A 17,031-nucleotide genomic window follows, 5' to 3' on the forward strand; every position below is an offset into this window, starting at 1 on the left:
TTAATGGCGTCCCCTACAGGATTCGAACCTGTGACCTACGGCTTAGAAGGCCGTTGCTCTATCCAGCTGAGCTAAGGAGACATGTTATCATTGATTTGTTGATTTAACGCTGTGTATTATATAAAGCTATTTCGATCCGTCAATGATTTTTAGTCGTTTGTCTGCTTAGATTATCAAAATATCATCAATTTATCGTTTTATTTGTCTATATTTGCTAATCGTTATAACGGTATTTTTAGGTTATCTGTTTATCGGTTTTATTTAACTTCTATCGATCACTTAAACATTTTCCATTTGGAAATTTTAATTCTAAATTTCTATCTGCTTATTCTTTCCGCCTGTTTTTAAATTTTTTCGAATTAAGTTTAATTGTGATTGATATTTATTTAGCATTGGCTATCTGCGCTTTTAACATAGCAAGCCTGCTTTGTCCTTGTTGCATATTCTTCTCAGGGGATAATTTTGTTCGTTCATCCGTCCAATTGAGATCATCTTGAGGGAGTTCCAGCAAAAAACGGCTTGGCTCTACGTAAACTGTTTCGCCAAATTGTTTGCGCTGACGACTAAAGGAAAAAGTGAGTTCTTGTTGTGCACGGGTAATGCCAACATAAGCAAGACGACGCTCCTCTTCTATATTGTCCTCATCAATACTGTTTTGATGCGGTAAAACGCCTTCAGACATGCCGACCAAATAGACATAAGGGAATTCTAATCCTTTAGATGCATGAAGTGTCATAAGCTGAACTTGATCGAGTTCTTCTTCAGATTCGTTACGTTCTAGCATATCCCGTAAGGTAAATCTTGCTACGGCTTGTTCAAGTGTCATACCTTCGTCAATGTCATCACCCTGTAACATATCATTTAACCAACTGATTAATTGCTCTACATTGCGCATTCGCATTTGTCCTGCGGTTGGTGAAGGTGATGTTTCATAAATCCAACTTTCATAATGGATTCCATGCAGTAACTCGTGAATAGCTTCCATGGGTTCATTATGGGATTTTTGAATTAGTGAATCAAACCATTGAATAAAGAGTTGTAGCGTTTCCATTCGTTTGCCAGATAATACTTCCGTAAGTCCCATATCATGACTTGCTTGATATAAACTGACAGCTCGATGATTTGCCCATTCCCCTAGTTTTTGGATCGTTACTGGCCCTATTTCACGTTTTGGCGTGTTGATAATGCGTATGAACGCATTATCATCATCGGGATTTGTCAATAATCGCAAGTAGGCCATGAGATCTTTAATTTCAGTTCGAGCAAAAAAGGAAGTCCCCCCCGAAATTCGATAAGGAATCCGGTATTGCATTAACATTTTTTCAATCAATCTGGCTTGATGATTTCCACGATATAAAATTGCATATTGACCATATTGACTGTTATTCGCAAATCGATGACCAATTAAATCATTGATCACCTTTTCCGCTTCGGACTCTTCGCTATCGGCAGAGATAACTTTAAGCTCTTCACCATAACCCAGTTCTGAAAATAGTTTTTTTTCAAATATATGGGGATTATTTTCAATTAAAATATTGGCAACTTTTAAAATTCGCCCGGAAGATCGATAATTTTGTTCGAGTTTTATAACTTCTAGATTAGGAAAATCTTGTTGGAGTAAAACTAAATTTTTAGGGCGGGCTCCTCGCCATGAGTAGATCGATTGATCATCATCGCCTACAACAGTAAATTTGGCTCGATTACCGACTAATAATTTAATAAATTCATATTGACTGGTATTAGTATCTTGATATTCATCAATGAGTAGATAACGAACTCGATTTTGCCATTTTTCTCGAACTTCTTCATTATTTTTTAATAATAAGGTAGGCAATAAGATAAGATCATCAAAATCCAATATACTGCAAGCTTTTAATTGTTTTTCATAAAGCTGATAACAATGAGCAAATAATTTTTCTTTATTGGTTTGTGCCCTAGCCATGGCTATTGTTGAGTCGACAATATCATTTTTCCAATTCGAAATAGTTGAACGTAGTTGGTTAATGAGATCTTTATCGCCATCTAACCATTGTTGAGTTAGTTCTTTGAGTAATGCCGTTTGATCATGATCATCAAATAAAGAAAAGTTAGCTTTAATGCCAAGATGTTTATATTCTCGACGAACGATATCCAAACCCAGTGTATGAAAAGTCGAGATTTTAAGCCCTCTTGCCTCTTGTTTGCTGAGTGATTGAGCAATACGCTCTTTCATTTCACGCGCGGCTTTGTTGGTAAAGGTTACAGCAACAATGTGGCGTGGCAAATATTCCTTAACACGAATTAAGTAAGCAATTTTGTTTATTATAACCCGAGTTTTCCCCGAGCCTGCACCGGCTAAGACCAGGCACGGGCCAGAAACATATTCAACAGCTTGTTGCTGACTTTTATTTAACCGCACAGAATTTAAACCTTTATGAAAATGGCTTAATAGTATATAACGATTTGCTCGTCACCTGCAATTATGCTTGATTTTTAAACAAACATAACAACAGAATGACGCTGGCAATGTTACTGAATAAAGTTCAAAGCTTGTTCGACAACTTCAATCCCTGCCCCTTTTTTATGTGCATTTTCGCTAAGATAGCGTCGCCATTGTTTTGCACCTTTTTGTCCATTAAAAATACCCAATGTATGGCGCATAATATGGTTAAGTTGAGCACCTTGTAAAAGTTGTTGTTCAATATAGGGATAAAGGCAACGTATTGCCTTTATTGGATCTATGGGTTGCGTATCTAAACCAAAGATTTGGGAATCAATGTGTGCTAATAACATGGGATTCTGATAGGCTTCTCGTCCCACCATGACGCCATCAACATAATTTAAATGGTGTTTTATTTCGTCGATCGTTTTAACACCGCCATTGATGGCTATGGTTAAGTTAGGATAATCTCGTTTGAGTTGATAAACTCGTTCATAATCAAGTGGCGGAACTTCACGGTTTTCTTTAGGGCTAAGTCCCGATAACCATGCTTTACGTGCATGTACAATAAACGTGTTAGTATAAGGTAGAACTGTTTCAATAAATTGGCATAAAAAAGCATAGCTATCAAAATCATCGATCCCAATTCGAGTTTTAACCGTTACAGGAATATCGATTTGTTCTTGCATTGACGCAACACATTTGGCCACGAGATCCGCATTTCCCATTAAGCACGCACCAAACATGCCATTTTGAACGCGATCTGAAGGGCAGCCAACATTAAGATTTACTTCATCATAACCATGATTTTGAGCTAATTTAGCGCACTGTGCTAATGCATTGGGATCACTTCCGCCAAGTTGTAAAGCAATAGGATGTTCATCGACATTAAAATCAAGATAATTCCCTTTACCAAATAAGATTGCTCCTGTTGTTACCATTTCGGTATACAGTAAAGTTTGTTTGGTCAATATCCGATGAAAATACCGACAATGTTTATCGGTCCAATCTAACATGGGTGCTACAGAAAATTTATTTAGTGTTGAATTCATTGATATACCAGTATTAATAGAGGAATTGAATTTTTAATAGAGTATATAGGATTTTTCATCCTATTCTTTCATTTACTTTAGGTTAGTTCTGTTTTTAAGAATCCCTAACTTATTGAATAACTGAATTTTAGATTAATCACTTTTGAGTTATTTTATCATAAAAAAGCGTTTTGCTGATGAAGTTTTTCACTAATATTAAACGTTGATAAATAGAAAATAATTTCTTCATAGGATTAACAAATCTGGCATGTAGTCTCCCCTATTTTATCCTATGAGTAAATATTTTATCTCAAAGGGTAAAATAATTTAGTTAATGCAATCAATTTAAAATCATTTTAGAAATTTTATCGTAGATACTTTCAGTTCTGTAACTTTTTATTATATTTTTAGCATAATAGTTGAAAAAATATCCCCTAAAGAAATATAACTCACTTAACAAAAAACCTCGTCAAATGGCGAGGTTTTTATATTTCACATAATAACTGAGTAATTTATTCTACGTTTTCACTATCTGTATTCGAATCAACTTGTTCAGACGATTCTTGTTTATCCATTTCTTGTAAAGTCTTCGAACCTTCTAATGAAGAAGTTTTGATATCAGAAACTGTACCCATTTCGTTAAAATAAATAGAATAAGTAATTTGGCTGACACTGCCATGCTGTGGTTGTTGACGGAAAACATAGTACCAAACATTATCACCAAAAACTGACGTTAACATAGGTGATCCCATTATAAATACGACCTGTTCCTTCGTTTGTCCAACTTTTAGTAAATCAACTGCATCTTGTGTCACATAATTACCTTGATTAATATCTGGTCTATAAACCAAACGATCGATGGTTGAACAACCGGTTAACAAAATACTTGTCACAATTGCAAGCGAAGTAAATTTACGTAACTGCATTAAACTTAATCCATTTTGAAAATACAATGTTACCTATTATCGCTGATATTTTAACTAAGCGCTAGCCAAAATAATAAATTCTTTATAAATTATGTAATAAATAGGTAATGTTAATTAGATAAAGGTATTTATTACTTGACATTTATCTTGGTATCTACAAACTTAATAAAGTTTTAACATATATTTATAAACTACAACTCAAAAGGTAAAAAATGAAATTAGAAACGATAAATCAAAAAGCAAGTTATGCTATTGGATTACAAATTGGTCAACAATTAAAGGAATCGGGTTTAAATGATTTAGATCTTGACGCATTAAAATCTGCAATGCAAGACGTTTTAGCCGATAATCAGCCAGCGTTACCATTACATGAATTACATGATGCATTACGTCATATGCATGAAAAAGCCACAGAAGAAAAAGCAAAACAAGCTGAAAAAATTGCACAAGCGGGTAAAGATTTTTTAGCAGAAAATATCAAAAAAGATGGCATTAAATCTACTGAATCAGGTCTACAATATGAAATTATTACCGAAGGTACTGGCGCTTTACCTAAATCAACAGACCGTGTTCAAGTTCATTATACGGGACAATTGATCGATGGAACTGTTTTTGACAGCTCTGTACAACGAGGACAACCAGCTGAGTTTCCGGTTAATGGCGTTATCCAGGGGTGGGTTGAAGCATTACAGCTGATGCCTGAAGGTTCCAAATGGAGACTTTATATTCCTCAAGAACTTGCTTATGGTGCGCAAGGTGCGGGCGGCTCAATTCCACCCTACAGTACTTTGATTTTTGATGTTGAATTACTAAAAGTTTTATAAAATGATTGGACGCATTTAAGCGTCCTTTTTTAATCCAATTTTTGGCAGAAAAATACACGTCAATAGCAATAATCTTTTAACGTTAACTACAGCTGAAATTAAGAACAGCGACAATCATATTCCATCCCAAATATCATTAACGATATATGAGAATGCTCATTTAAATTATTACAAAACGTTATTTAAATTATGGCATTTTAATTGTTGTGCAGTGTATAAGTATTATGTTTTCCGATATAATATTTAAATTATATCAAAAAAAGATAAGGAAAATTTTATGTCAACAAACCTCATCCGTATCGCTATTGCTGGCGCAGGTGGAAAAATGGGACGTCAATTAATTCAATCTGTGGCACAAATCGAAGGGTTAACTTTAGGTGCTGCATTTGAAAGACAAGGTTCTTCACTGATTGGAAGCGATGCTGGTGAACTTGCTGGAATAGGGATTTGTGGAGTCACTATCACGGATAATTTAGAACTCGCCAAGGATCAATTTGATTTGTTAATTGATTTTACCCGACCAGAAGGTACGCTTGCTCATTTAAATTTTTGTGTTGAACATAAAAAAATGATGATCATCGGAACTACAGGTTTTGATGATGCAGGTAAGCAAGCTATTACGGATGCTGCAAAAAAGATTGCCATAGTTTTTGCTGCGAATTTTAGTGTAGGCGTAAATTTAGTCCTTAAATTACTTGAAAAAGCCACAAAAATCATGGGCGATTATACCGATATCGAAATTATTGAAGCTCATCATCGTTATAAAGTCGATGCCCCATCGGGTACGGCTCTTGCAATGGGCGAATCGATAGCGCAAGCTTTAAATTGTAATTTGAAAGATCGTGCAATTTATTGTCGTGAAGGTCATACCGGTGAAAGACCAAAAGGGGCAATTGGTTTCTCAACCATTCGAGCGGGAGACATTGTTGGTGAACATACGGCGATTTTTGCCGATATAGGCGAACGTGTTGAGATTAGTCATAAAGCATCTAGCCGTATGACATTTGCCAACGGCGCTGTCCGTGCTGCACTATGGCTTGCAAAACAGCCTGTTGGACTCTACGACATGCGAGACGTATTAAATTTGAACAATTTATAAATAATGGCTATGTCAGATGAAGATTGGATGCAATATGCATTAACACTTGCCAAGCGAGCTGAATCCTTAGGGGAAATTCCGGTTGGTGCCGTGATTGTCGATCAAGATAATCAAGTTATTGGTGAAGGTTTTAACCAATCGATATTGACCCATAATCCGACTGCTCATGCGGAAATGCTTGCTATCGAGCAAGCAGGTAAATTTATCAATAATTATCGTTTAATCAATACGACGCTTTTTGTCACACTAGAACCCTGTATTATGTGTGCTGGTGCAATAATCCATAGTCGAATTAAACGAGTGGTATATGGAGCAAGTGATTATAAAACGGGGGCTGCTGGCTCGTTTATTAATATTCTATCTTATCAAGGAATCAATCACGTTGCGCAAGTGCAAGGGGGCGTGTTAGCTGATGAATGCAGCTTGCTACTCAGTCAATTTTTCAAAAAACGTCGCTTAGAAAAAAAAGCAGCCAAGATCGATGCTAATAAATTGCTCAATAAAAGTATGCTTTAATTAGCATCCGGTTATCAAACCTTAAACTTAGCAGATAAAAAGAAGCTTGGTTATTCTTTTTATCAATGAAAATTGTTAAAATCTAATTTAATTTTTAAATTTTTTGAGTATTAGTAATGAAGAAACACACTTTAGACATGATGATATCAACGGATGATATTCAAAAACGGATTAAAGAACTAGGACAACAAATTAGCCAAGATTATAAACATAGCCAAAATGAGCTTATTTTAGTTGGTCTGCTACGTGGTTCGTTTATTTTTATGGCAGATTTAAGCCGTGCAATTACTGTCGGTCATGAAGTTGATTTTATGACAGCATCAAGTTATGGTAATGCAGTTGTCAGTAATCGAGACGTCAAAATATTGAAAGATTTGGATGAAGATATTCGTGATAAAGACGTGTTAATTGTTGAAGATATTATTGATACCGGTAATACGTTAAGTAAAGTCATGGCTATTTTGAAATTACGCCATCCTCGTAGTATTGAGATTTGTACGCTTTTAGACAAGCCTTCCCGTCGTGAAGTGGCTGTACCGGTAAAATATATTGGTTTTTCAATTCCTGATGAGTTTGTCGTTGGTTATGGTATTGATTACGCTCAACATTACCGCCATTTACCTTATATTGGTCAGGTAACATTGCTTGAAGATTAAATCAAAATTGATGAAAATCTACTAAATTTAATTTAGTAGATTTCTTTGAAACTAATGCACATTAATGCATTAATCAACCAAAATCGACAGCTTCATCATTAAAAATTAATTACTAATCGTTCTGCATTTCATGAAATAAAAGTCATGTAACCTATTAATCGCAATTTTTGAACATATGTCTATTGTTCCGAAAAATAGCCTTTTCGCTAATACAAAGAGGCTTAAATATTAGGTTTTCGAAATGAGTTAAACTTTTTAGATAAAAATTATTTAAATCTGTTATTCATTAGAACGTGTCTTTCACTATCACTGCTTTCAAGCATCAATCAAAGCGTTAAATTTTTTAATGCCTGATTGAAGCTTAATTTTAGATTGAAAACATCAGCTAACAATTCTAAAATTAAGAAAAAATATTGAGTTATGTAAAAATAATTTTATTTAATCTTTTATAAAATTAGATTTACAAATTTAAGATAAAACTTTTTAGAGAAATTTTTATCCAATAAATCTTAATTTTCATAGCATTTCATAGACGATCAAACATTAAATATGGTAAATTTGTTATCTAAACAAGCCTATATACTCATTCAAATAATAATTATTAAACTTTAAAATATCGAGGTTTTTGTGTCACGATTTTCCTGTTCATTTTGTTTACTTTTAGCAGTAACACTTGTTTCAGCATCGAGTTATGCTGACATGAAGTTATCTATTAAGGGGTTATCAGGGGAACTTGCTGACAATGTTGATGCTCGCATTTCGTTAATCACTCCCGATAAAGTCAGTGACACACCAAATTTCAAACGCTATTTTGAAAGTGAAGCCCAAAAAGCACTGCGAGCTTTAGGTTATTATAACCCTATATTTCAATATGATACGAAAAATCCTAAAATACTGACTGTGACCATTTTACCGGGTGAACCGGTAAAAATTAAACAATTAAATATCAGTATTGATGGCGAAGGCAAACAAGATGAAGATTATCAAAAATTGCTTGATAATAATCTGCCTAAGACTGGCGATATCTTAAATCATGGAACTTATGAGTCTTTCAAAAAAAGTCTTCAAAATTTAGCCCTAAAAAAAGGGTATTTTGATGCAAATATGACTAAGCATCAATTAGCCGTATCGACTGACTACCACCAAGCTTTTTGGAATATTGATTTCGATACAGGTCAACGCTATAAATTTGGCAAAATTGATTTTCACAATACAAAAATTAGAGATGACTATTTGAAAAACATCGTCCCTTTTAAAGAAGGTGAAGAATATACTGCCGAGCAATTATCGCTATTCAATAAACGATTAGCCTTAACAAATTGGTTTAATTCTATTGTGGTCTCTCCTGATTTTCCTCATGTGACAAGTGATAAATCACTTCCTATTGATGTTATTACCACGCCTCGAAAAAAAAATAATATGGATTTAGGGCTTGGTTTTTCAACAGATAACGGAGTACATGGCAAAATAGGTTGGAATAAACCTTGGATAAATAGCCGAGGACAAAGTTTTCAAAGTAATCTATCACTTTCATCGCCGGAACAACTCATTACAATGAGTTATAAAATACCATTAAAAAAATCGCCTCTTGAACAATATTATACTATTCAAGGTGGTTACAAAAAGATTGATAATAATGATACCTATTCACGATCTTACACATTTGGTGTTGTCAGAAATTGGGATAACTTTGAGGGATGGCAAAGCGCACTAGGTTTGAATATGTTGCGAGATAATTTTACTCAAGCAGATTCAAGTTTTAAAACTTTTTTATATTATCCTTCTCTTAGTTTTTCCAGAATTCGAAGCGATGGTAACGTCCTTGCAATGTGGGGAGACTCCCAACGTTATTCAGTTGAAGCGGCTGGTGAAGCATTAGGTTCTGACATCAATTTAATTCGTTTTCAGGCTCAACAAACTTGGATTCGTTCGTTGTATAATTCTCACCGATTTATACTACGTGGCAACTTTGGCATCATACAAGCGAGTAATTTTGATCGTGTGCCACCATCCTTCAGATTTTTTGCTGGTGGGGATCGTTCTATACGTGGTTATAGCTATCAATCCATTTCCCCTGAAGATAAAAATGGTAAATTAAAAGGTGCCTCTAAACTTATAACTGGATCATTCGAATATCAATATAATATTACCGGTGCTTGGTGGGGGGCAGTTTTTGTTGATACTGGCGAGGCGATTGATAAAGTTGATAAAACTAAATTTTATACAGGCAGTGGTATTGGGGTGCGTTGGGCTTCACCGGTTGGACCAATAAAATTTGATTTAGCGACGCCGTTAAATCGAAAAGATACTGGTTCTGTTCACCTATATATTGGTTTAGGAACTGAATTATAATATGGCTAAAAATCCAATCAGAGAAAAAAAAATAAAAAAAATAAAACGTATACGTAAATGGAAAAAACGAAGTATTGTGGTTTTATCCATTTTTGTATTTTTAATTCTATCTATTGTTATGATGCTTTACACCAGTTTGGGTGTAAAAATCACGACCTTCATTTTAGAAAAAAGCCTTCCTGAACTAAAAATTGAGAAAGTAGAAGGCACGTTAAGTGATTTACATATTAACGGAATGAGTTTAGAACTACCTGGTATCGATATTAAAGTTAATGATGCATCATTAAAATTATCTGGATTGTGTTTGATAAAAACTAAAGTTTGCATTAACAATTTTGAAACTGATGGTGTAACTGTCTCGATTAATACTGAAAAATTGAGTAAAACGCCTGACGAACCAATTGACCAAAAGAGTGAACTGATTAAAACCCCAATTCCAATTGAATTAAAAAAAACACATTTAACAAATATTAAAGTTAACGTGAACGATATGCAATTTAGCTTGACCGATTTGACTGGTGAAGCAACTTGGGTAAATGAAAAAATCTATGTATTTCCAACGGTAGCCAAAGATTTAAGTGCTATTTTTGCTGATCAAACTCAAGATACCTTGGTCACTCACTCCGTTGAGGATAATATCCCTCTTAATCAAAAGATTAATCAATTATTTAATCAACCATTAATTGAATCTCTTCCGGAAATTAGTATTCCACTGAATATCAATGTAAATCGCCTGACTGGCGATAATTGGCTACTCCATATTGGAGGACAAGATTATCGATTCAATCAAGTCACCATTCAAACTGAAATCAAGGATAATCATATTATTGTTCAACAGGTTGATACTGATGCCAAAACACCTTTTGTCAATGGACATGCTTTTGTTTCAGGAAAAATTACACTTGGAAATGATTGGCCTTTAGATGCTTTAGTTAAAGTTAACACGGCAAACGATCAACTTGATGGAAAGTTCTCTGGCAAACTATTTGGCGTATTGGCAACTAACCTGTCGATTAAAGGTGTTAACAACGTTAGTCTTAATGGAAATATCAATTTTATCGAAAACTATCTGCCAGTTATGGTAAAAATTAACGGCAAGCATATTCAATGGCCAATCGAAGGTAATTCAGTCTATCAATTGAACAATTTTGATTTATCGATAGATGGTAATGTGCAACGTTATAAATTAGTAGCTAATGGTGACATCAAAGGACAAAATTTGCCTGACACATCCTTTGATTTTTCTGGAAATGGAACAAATCAATCCGCAACATTTGATCGTGGCATGATAAAATTTCCACAAGGCAAAATCGATATTTCTGGAAATATCGATTGGCAAAAAGCACTTCAGTGGGACAGCAGTATAACGTTGTCCAATGTTGATATCACCAAAGAATTCCCCGATTTTCCAATTCGATTAAATGGTAAACTGAAAACTACCGGTATGTTTGAAGGCAATAAATGGCAATTAAATCTGCCTATTTTTCAGTTAAAGGGAAATATCAAACAAGCCAATTTTGCATCAAACGGAAATGTACAAATCAATTCCCAAAATGTTATCAATGCTAAAAACTTCGAAATTTTATGGGGAAAAAATAGAATTAATATTGATGGAGCTTCTGATAAAGGAAATTTAGAAGCAAAAATTAACCTAGCATCGCTTTCATTATTCTTAGATGATTTACAAGGTACCATTGCTGGAAATATAAAATTCAATGGTGATATTAATGATCCGATTATCAATACCAATCTTACTGTTAATAAATTAATGTTACAAGACATATCAATTGCATCGGCAATGATTAACGGAAAAGTTAAATATCAACATCAAGTTAGCGGTCAATTAAAGATAACTGGTCAAAACATTTCACTGCCTAATCAGATCATAAAAAAAGCAAATATTGACCTTTCTGGAAATGAAAATCATCATATATTGGATATCAATCTTGCTGGTACCCCTGCCTCATTTTCCACCAAGCTCATTGGCGAAATTAATAATAATCGGACTAAATGGGTTGGTAATGTCTCACAAGCACTCTTAACGTTAGGTGAGAAAAATCATTGGCAATTAACTAAATCATTACCTTTGTCTTATGATATTACCACACAGATTCCCACCATTGATGCACATTGTTGGCATAATAATCAATCAAGTATTTGTTTAGATAAAGCCTTATCATTAAAACCAAATACCGAAACAAGTATAACCTTAAAAGATATTGATCTTGCTAAGCTTCCAATTCCAAATGATGGTGAAACTAAAATTACAGGTACCATCAATGGACATGCAGATATTAAATTTACAAGTAATAACAAAATACCGACTATCAAAGCAAATATTAAAGGCGACAAGGTATATGTACAGCAAATGATTACATCACAATCATTACCTATCCCTTTTGATATATTTAATATCAATGCTGAATTTAATGAACAACAAGCCAATTTAGATTGGCTATTTAGTTTAAAACAATTGGGAAAAATCAGTGGTAATTTAACAATTATCGATCCAATTGAACAAAAAAAATTAAGTGGGCAATTAAATATTGATCATCTCGCTTTAGCCATCATCAATCCATTACTGGATAAAAATGATTATGCTAAAGGCGCCATCGATGGCTCAGTGAAGTTTTCTGGATCATTAATGGATCCCTATTTAACTGGTGGTATTGACTTACAACATAGCGAAATTAAATCTAGCCAACTTCCTATCGATTTGAAATCAGCAAAACTTAATATTGATTTCAATGGTAAATCATCCACTTTAAAAGGGACATTAACCACTCAGTCAGGCAATATAAATATCAATGGTAATGCCAGTTGGAATACAATTGAAAAATGGCAAGCCCAACTGACCATTAATGGTGCAGCAATGGAAGTAACTGTCCCTCCTATGATTGTAATGACAGTTGTTCCAGACATCAAAATTAATGCTTCACAAGACGAGCTGATTTTATTCGGTAAAGTAAATATTCCCAAAGGAAAAATAACAGTAGAATCATTGCCACCGTCCAGTGTTGATGTATCACCTGACGAAGTCATGCTGGATAAAAATTACCAAGTTATAGAACCACAAAAATTTGGTACTAAAATTAGTAGCCATCTTGAAATTGTTATCGGTGATAAAGTCAGTGTTGATGCGTTTGGTTTAAATGCTTCATTAAAAGGGAATTTGATGGTGGCACAAACCAACAAAGGGTTAGATCTTCACGGCGAAGTGTTAATTCCGAAAGGAAGATTTCATGCTTATGGTCAAGATTTAGTAATTCGTAAAGGCATAATTACCTTTTCAGGCCCCACTGACCAAGCACTGTTAGATATTGAAGCCATTCGCAATCCAGACTCAATTGAAAACAGTAATATTACAGCGGGTATTCGAGTTACAGGATCATCAGAAGAACCAAAAATTGAGATATTTTCAGATCCAGCCATGTCACAGCAAGAAGCGTTATCCTATTTAATTCGAGGACAAGGACTTGAAAGTAATGACCAAAGTGATAACGATATGATGACAGCATTATTAGTCGGTATTGGCACGGCTAAAACAGGCAAATATATTGGCGATATTGGAAATGTTTTTGGTATCAAAAATCTGTCTTTGGATACTCAAGGCGCGGGTAACAATTCTAAAGTGGTAGTCAGTGGCTATATTTTGCCACATCTACAACTTAAATATGGCGTGGGTATTTTTGACTCATTAGCCACATTCACTTTACGTTATCGCTTGATTCCAAGTCTTTATCTGGAAGCGACATCAGGATTGGCACAAACTTTAGATCTTATCTATCAATTTGAGTTCTAATCTATTTCCTATTTTGAATTAAAATAACCTTACCAATTAGTTTGGTAAGGTTATTTCATTTTTACAACCTGTCAACATTTCGCGTTTTATTCCAAATCCTTTTCGTTTATAAACATTAAATCCTGCTGCTTGCAAATTTCGACGAACAAATCCAGCAGAGGTAAATGTAGCAAAAGTCCCTTTTAATGCTGTAAATTGATAACACGGTTTAAATAAAGATTGAGACCACATATCTGGATTTTTAGCTGGCGAAAATCCATCAAAAAACCAAGCATCAACTAATAAATTTTGTTGAGCTAAAAAATCGGGAAAACAACAAATATCATCATACAGTATGGTTAGATCAATATTATTTAACACATTATTATTTTCATATAATTGAGCATGTAACTGTTTAGCTAATGAATAAAGTTCATTCTCTTTAGGGATTACCTTTTCATGCATCTTTTTAATTTCATTAAGTGATAGCGGATGTTTTTCAACGCTTAAAAATTTAATTCCCTCTAAAATATGGTCAGGATAGTGTCGTTTAAATTCCAAAAATGTTTGCCATAAAAGCAAAAAATTCAAACCAGAACCAAAACCTGTTTCGCCAACAATGAAAATATTTTTTTCATGCGCAATGAAACGTTCATATAACCTATTTCCTTCAATAAAGACATATTTAGTTTCGGCAATTGCACCTTCAGTATTAAAATAAACATCATCGTAATAAGTAGAAATTGGAATATTATTTTCGTTCCAAATAATTGTCGATTTTTCCATGACGCCTCTTTATTCAGTTGAAGTCGATCAAACTGTATATTGACACAGTTTACGTATATAATACGCTAAATCAATTTATGAGGTAAATTATGGTTTTTCTTTTCCGCTTAATTACTGTAGTAATCATCGGTATTATTGTTTGCGTACTGGGCGTCATTTTTTGTTTATTCAACCCTCGAAATCCAAAAAATGTAGCAAGATTTGCACATTTATTCAGTTTTTTCTTCAAACCTATTTTGGGCGTAAAAGTTGATACTCGTCTTTATTCTGGAATAGATAAATTAGGAAGTTGTGTTTATATAGCAAACCATCAGAATAATTTTGATATGATTGTTGCGGCTGATATTGTTCAACCTAAAACGGTCACAGTAGGTAAAAAAAGCTTGGCATGGATCCCCTTTTTTGGTCAACTCTATTATCTAACAGGCAATATCTTAATTGATCGCAATAATAAATCAAAAGCTCACGACACCATTGGGCAAGTAGTGAAAGAAATCAAAAACCGTGGCATCTCAATCTGGATGTTTCCGGAAGGAACACGAAGCCGTGGACGTGGATTATTACCATTTAAAACGGGTGCCTTCAAAGCGGCTATCGCAGCAGGCGTGCCTATTGTGCCAATTTGTGTTTCTGATACCAACAATATCGAGTTAAATCGTTTAAACAATGGTCATATGATTGTTGAAATGCTCGACCCTATTGAAACGGCGTCTTTACGCAAAGAAGATGCAAGAGCATTAATGGAAGAATGTTATCAAAAAATGGCTGACAAACTCTCTCAAATAAACAAAGAAGTACAACAACTAAACAATCAACAATAATTTATGAATAACCAAGACCGCAATTTTGATGATATCAGTCTTAAATTTGCCCAAAATATATACGGCACCAGTAAAGGAAAAATTAGAGAAGCAATTGTTTGGCATGAGTTGGAAAAAATTTTAACTCATTTTCCAGCAAACAAACCATTAAATATTCTTGATGCTGGAGGAGGACAAGGTCAAATAGCTTGTCGATTGGCTAAACTAGGTCATCAGGTTACACTTTGTGACATTTCAGTAGAAATGCTTGAGTTAGCTAGAAAAAAAGCTGAAGAAGACAATTTAACTATCAATTATATTTGCAGTTCGATTCAGCAGCTTGAAAATGTCATTGAAGGTCAATTTGATATTGTTATCTGTCATGCCGTTTTAGAATGGGTGGCAGATCCAATTGATGTTTTACAGTCATTAAAAAAACATCTTAATTCTGATGGTTATTTATCACTTATGTTTTATAACTATCATGCTTTGTTGTTCAAAACAGTGACGCTTGGCAATTTTGGTTATACACAATCAGGTCTGGCTAAACGCAAAAAAAAGACATTATCACCCGATTATCCAAGAATACCTGAACAAGTCTATAATTGGTTAACTGACCTCAATTTTCAAATTATTGAAAAAACGGGAATTCGTATTTTTCATGATTATCTTAATAATAAAGCTAAGATTGAAACGCATTTTTCACAATTACTTGAATTGGAAAAGCAATATTGTAAAACGGAACCTTATTTACACTTAGCAAGATATATTTTAGTTACTGCAAAAAACTAAATTAATGGATTAAACCAGTACCAAACAAGCTTTTTTAAAAACTCCACTCGAAAAATGAGACATAAATCGGTATGATATGAAAATTAATTTTAAGAGTTAAGGAAAATCATTATGATCGTGGTAACCGGTGGCGCTGGATTTATTGGAAGCAATATTGTCAGAGGACTTAATAAACAAGGCATTAAAGATATCCTTGTTGTTGATGATCTTACTGACGGGACTAAGTTTGCAAACTTAGTGGATTTAGATATTGTCGATTATATAGATAAAGATGAGTTTGTCATATCTGACAAGATTGGTAAATCATTTGAGATAGAAGCCATATTTCATCAAGGGGCTTGCTCTTCCACTACTGAATGGAATGGCAAATTCATGATGGAAAATAACTACAACTACTCTAAAATTTTATTAGATTATTGTTTAGAACAAAGTATTCCTTTTTTATATGCCTCTTCAGCGGCAACTTATGGTGGTCGGACAAATAACTTTATCGAAGAGCGAGCCTATGAAAAACCACTAAATGTATATGGTTACTCTAAATTCTTATTTGATCAATATGTTAGACAAAAATTACCTCATGCTAAATCACAAGTTTGTGGATTTCGTTATTTTAATGTTTATGGACCTCATGAAAACCACAAAGGTAATATGGCAAGCGTTGCCTTTCATCTCAATACCCAGATAAAAAATGGCGAAAAACCAAAACTGTTTAAAGGCAGTGAAAATTTCAAGCGAGACTTTATCTATGTTGATGATGTTGTAGATGTAAATTTATGGTTTTGGAAAAATAAAATTTCGGGTATTTTCAATTGTGGAACTGGTCGAGCAGAGTCATTCCAATCCGTTGCTAATGCCGTGCTAAATTATCATCGAACAAATGAAATTGATTATATTCCCTTCCCTGCTCATCTCCAAGGTCACTATCAAACCTTTACTCAAGCAGATTTAACTAAATTTAGACAAACAGGGTGTCCTATTGAATTTAAAACCGTCAGTGAAGGGACAAGCGAATATATGAAATGGCTTAATGAACAATAAAAGGGCGTTTA

Annotated in this window: 13 protein-coding genes and 1 tRNA gene; 9 read left to right on the forward strand and 5 right to left on the reverse strand. The window is 34.0% G+C overall.

The annotated features are described in order from the left end of the window. Window positions 1–4: 4 nt before the first annotated feature. The 4 genes from ACKJXD_RS05830 to bamE all read right to left on the reverse strand — a co-directional run bounded on the left by ACKJXD_RS05830 (window position 5) and on the right by bamE (window position 4,376). Window positions 5–81 (reverse strand) — tRNA-Arg (locus ACKJXD_RS05830). Between the two features lie 301 nt (window positions 82–382). After that, entirely contained in the window at window positions 383–2,398 is a 2,016-nt protein-coding gene (rep, locus tag ACKJXD_RS05835; protein ID WP_220217038.1) for a DNA helicase Rep, read from the reverse strand. Window positions 2,399–2,508: 110 nt separating this feature from the next. Beyond that, window positions 2,509–3,471 carry a tRNA dihydrouridine(20/20a) synthase DusA gene (gene dusA / locus ACKJXD_RS05840; protein WP_430875804.1) on the reverse strand — a complete coding sequence of 321 codons (963 nt, stop codon included), beginning with the start codon at window positions 3,469–3,471 and terminating at the stop codon, window positions 2,509–2,511. Window positions 3,472–3,962: 491 nt separating this feature from the next. Next, a complete protein-coding gene (gene bamE, locus ACKJXD_RS05845; RefSeq protein WP_220217036.1) occupies window positions 3,963–4,376 on the reverse strand; it encodes an outer membrane protein assembly factor BamE in 414 nt (137 codons plus the stop codon). Between the two features lie 212 nt (window positions 4,377–4,588). Here bamE and ACKJXD_RS05850 point away from each other — a divergent pair, with 212 nt between their 5' ends. The 6 genes from ACKJXD_RS05850 (at window position 4,589) to tamB (ending at window position 13,625) form a co-directional block, all read left to right on the forward strand. Then, a complete protein-coding gene (locus ACKJXD_RS05850; protein WP_220217035.1) occupies window positions 4,589–5,200 on the forward strand; it encodes an FKBP-type peptidyl-prolyl cis-trans isomerase in 612 nt (203 codons plus the stop codon). A gap of 277 nt (window positions 5,201–5,477) precedes the next feature. Next, window positions 5,478–6,299, forward strand: coding sequence for a 4-hydroxy-tetrahydrodipicolinate reductase (gene dapB / locus ACKJXD_RS05855; RefSeq protein WP_430875805.1), 822 nt, complete (start codon window positions 5,478–5,480; stop codon window positions 6,297–6,299). 9 nt (window positions 6,300–6,308) lie between these two features. Next, the gene (gene tadA / locus ACKJXD_RS05860; RefSeq protein WP_430875806.1) at window positions 6,309–6,815 is read left to right on the forward strand and encodes a tRNA adenosine(34) deaminase TadA; all 507 of its coding nucleotides are present in this window, start codon (window positions 6,309–6,311) and stop codon (window positions 6,813–6,815) included. A 116-nt stretch (window positions 6,816–6,931) separates the two neighbouring features. Continuing rightward, window positions 6,932–7,471, forward strand: a complete 540-nt coding sequence (gene hpt, locus ACKJXD_RS05865; RefSeq protein WP_220217032.1) for a hypoxanthine phosphoribosyltransferase — start codon at window positions 6,932–6,934, stop codon at window positions 7,469–7,471. 627 nt (window positions 7,472–8,098) lie between these two features. Then, window positions 8,099–9,823: an autotransporter assembly complex protein TamA gene (gene tamA / locus ACKJXD_RS05870; RefSeq protein WP_220217031.1), complete on the forward strand. Its 1,725-nt coding sequence runs from the start codon at window positions 8,099–8,101 to the stop codon at window positions 9,821–9,823. Window position 9,824: 1 nt separating this feature from the next. Beyond that, entirely contained in the window at window positions 9,825–13,625 is a 3,801-nt protein-coding gene (gene tamB / locus ACKJXD_RS05875) for an autotransporter assembly complex protein TamB (RefSeq protein WP_430875807.1), read from the forward strand. A gap of 36 nt (window positions 13,626–13,661) precedes the next feature. Here tamB and mnmD read toward each other — a convergent pair whose 3' ends face one another. Next, window positions 13,662–14,390: a tRNA (5-methylaminomethyl-2-thiouridine)(34)-methyltransferase MnmD gene (gene mnmD / locus ACKJXD_RS05880; RefSeq protein WP_430875808.1), complete on the reverse strand. Its 729-nt coding sequence runs from the start codon at window positions 14,388–14,390 to the stop codon at window positions 13,662–13,664. 89 nt (window positions 14,391–14,479) lie between these two features. Between mnmD and ACKJXD_RS05885 the strand changes: the two genes are divergently transcribed. The 3 genes from ACKJXD_RS05885 (at window position 14,480) to rfaD (ending at window position 17,020) form a co-directional block, all read left to right on the forward strand. Continuing rightward, window positions 14,480–15,211 carry a 1-acylglycerol-3-phosphate O-acyltransferase gene (locus ACKJXD_RS05885; RefSeq protein ID WP_220217028.1) on the forward strand — a complete coding sequence of 244 codons (732 nt, stop codon included), beginning with the start codon at window positions 14,480–14,482 and terminating at the stop codon, window positions 15,209–15,211. 3 nt (window positions 15,212–15,214) lie between these two features. Then, the gene (locus ACKJXD_RS05890) at window positions 15,215–15,982 is read left to right on the forward strand and encodes a methyltransferase domain-containing protein (RefSeq protein ID WP_430875809.1); all 768 of its coding nucleotides are present in this window, start codon (window positions 15,215–15,217) and stop codon (window positions 15,980–15,982) included. A 111-nt stretch (window positions 15,983–16,093) separates the two neighbouring features. Further along, window positions 16,094–17,020 carry an ADP-glyceromanno-heptose 6-epimerase gene (rfaD, locus tag ACKJXD_RS05895; RefSeq protein ID WP_220217026.1) on the forward strand — a complete coding sequence of 309 codons (927 nt, stop codon included), beginning with the start codon at window positions 16,094–16,096 and terminating at the stop codon, window positions 17,018–17,020. Window positions 17,021–17,031 lie beyond the last annotated feature (11 nt).

The organism is Gilliamella sp. G0441, from assembly GCF_050589305.1.
In the GTDB taxonomy this organism is placed as follows: domain Bacteria; phylum Pseudomonadota; class Gammaproteobacteria; order Enterobacterales; family Orbaceae; genus Gilliamella.

Bases quoted from the DNA above. Each gene is read 5' to 3' on its own strand.
- dusA (WP_430875804.1), bottom strand. From the start codon at position 3,471: ATGAATTCAACACTAAATAAATTTTCTGTAGCACCCATGTTAGATTGG.
- bamE (WP_220217036.1), bottom strand. From the start codon at position 4,376: ATGCAGTTACGTAAATTTACTTCGCTTGCAATTGTGACAAGTATTTTG.
- ACKJXD_RS05850 (WP_220217035.1), top strand. From the start codon at position 4,589: ATGAAATTAGAAACGATAAATCAAAAAGCAAGTTATGCTATTGGATTA.
- dapB (WP_430875805.1), top strand. From the start codon at position 5,478: ATGTCAACAAACCTCATCCGTATCGCTATTGCTGGCGCAGGTGGAAAA.
- tadA (WP_430875806.1), top strand. From the start codon at position 6,309: ATGTCAGATGAAGATTGGATGCAATATGCATTAACACTTGCCAAGCGA.
- hpt (WP_220217032.1), top strand. From the start codon at position 6,932: ATGAAGAAACACACTTTAGACATGATGATATCAACGGATGATATTCAA.
- tamB (WP_430875807.1), top strand. From the start codon at position 9,825: ATGGCTAAAAATCCAATCAGAGAAAAAAAAATAAAAAAAATAAAACGT.
- mnmD (WP_430875808.1), bottom strand. From the start codon at position 14,390: ATGGAAAAATCGACAATTATTTGGAACGAAAATAATATTCCAATTTCT.
- ACKJXD_RS05885 (WP_220217028.1), top strand. From the start codon at position 14,480: ATGGTTTTTCTTTTCCGCTTAATTACTGTAGTAATCATCGGTATTATT.
- ACKJXD_RS05890 (WP_430875809.1), top strand. From the start codon at position 15,215: ATGAATAACCAAGACCGCAATTTTGATGATATCAGTCTTAAATTTGCC.
- rfaD (WP_220217026.1), top strand. From the start codon at position 16,094: ATGATCGTGGTAACCGGTGGCGCTGGATTTATTGGAAGCAATATTGTC.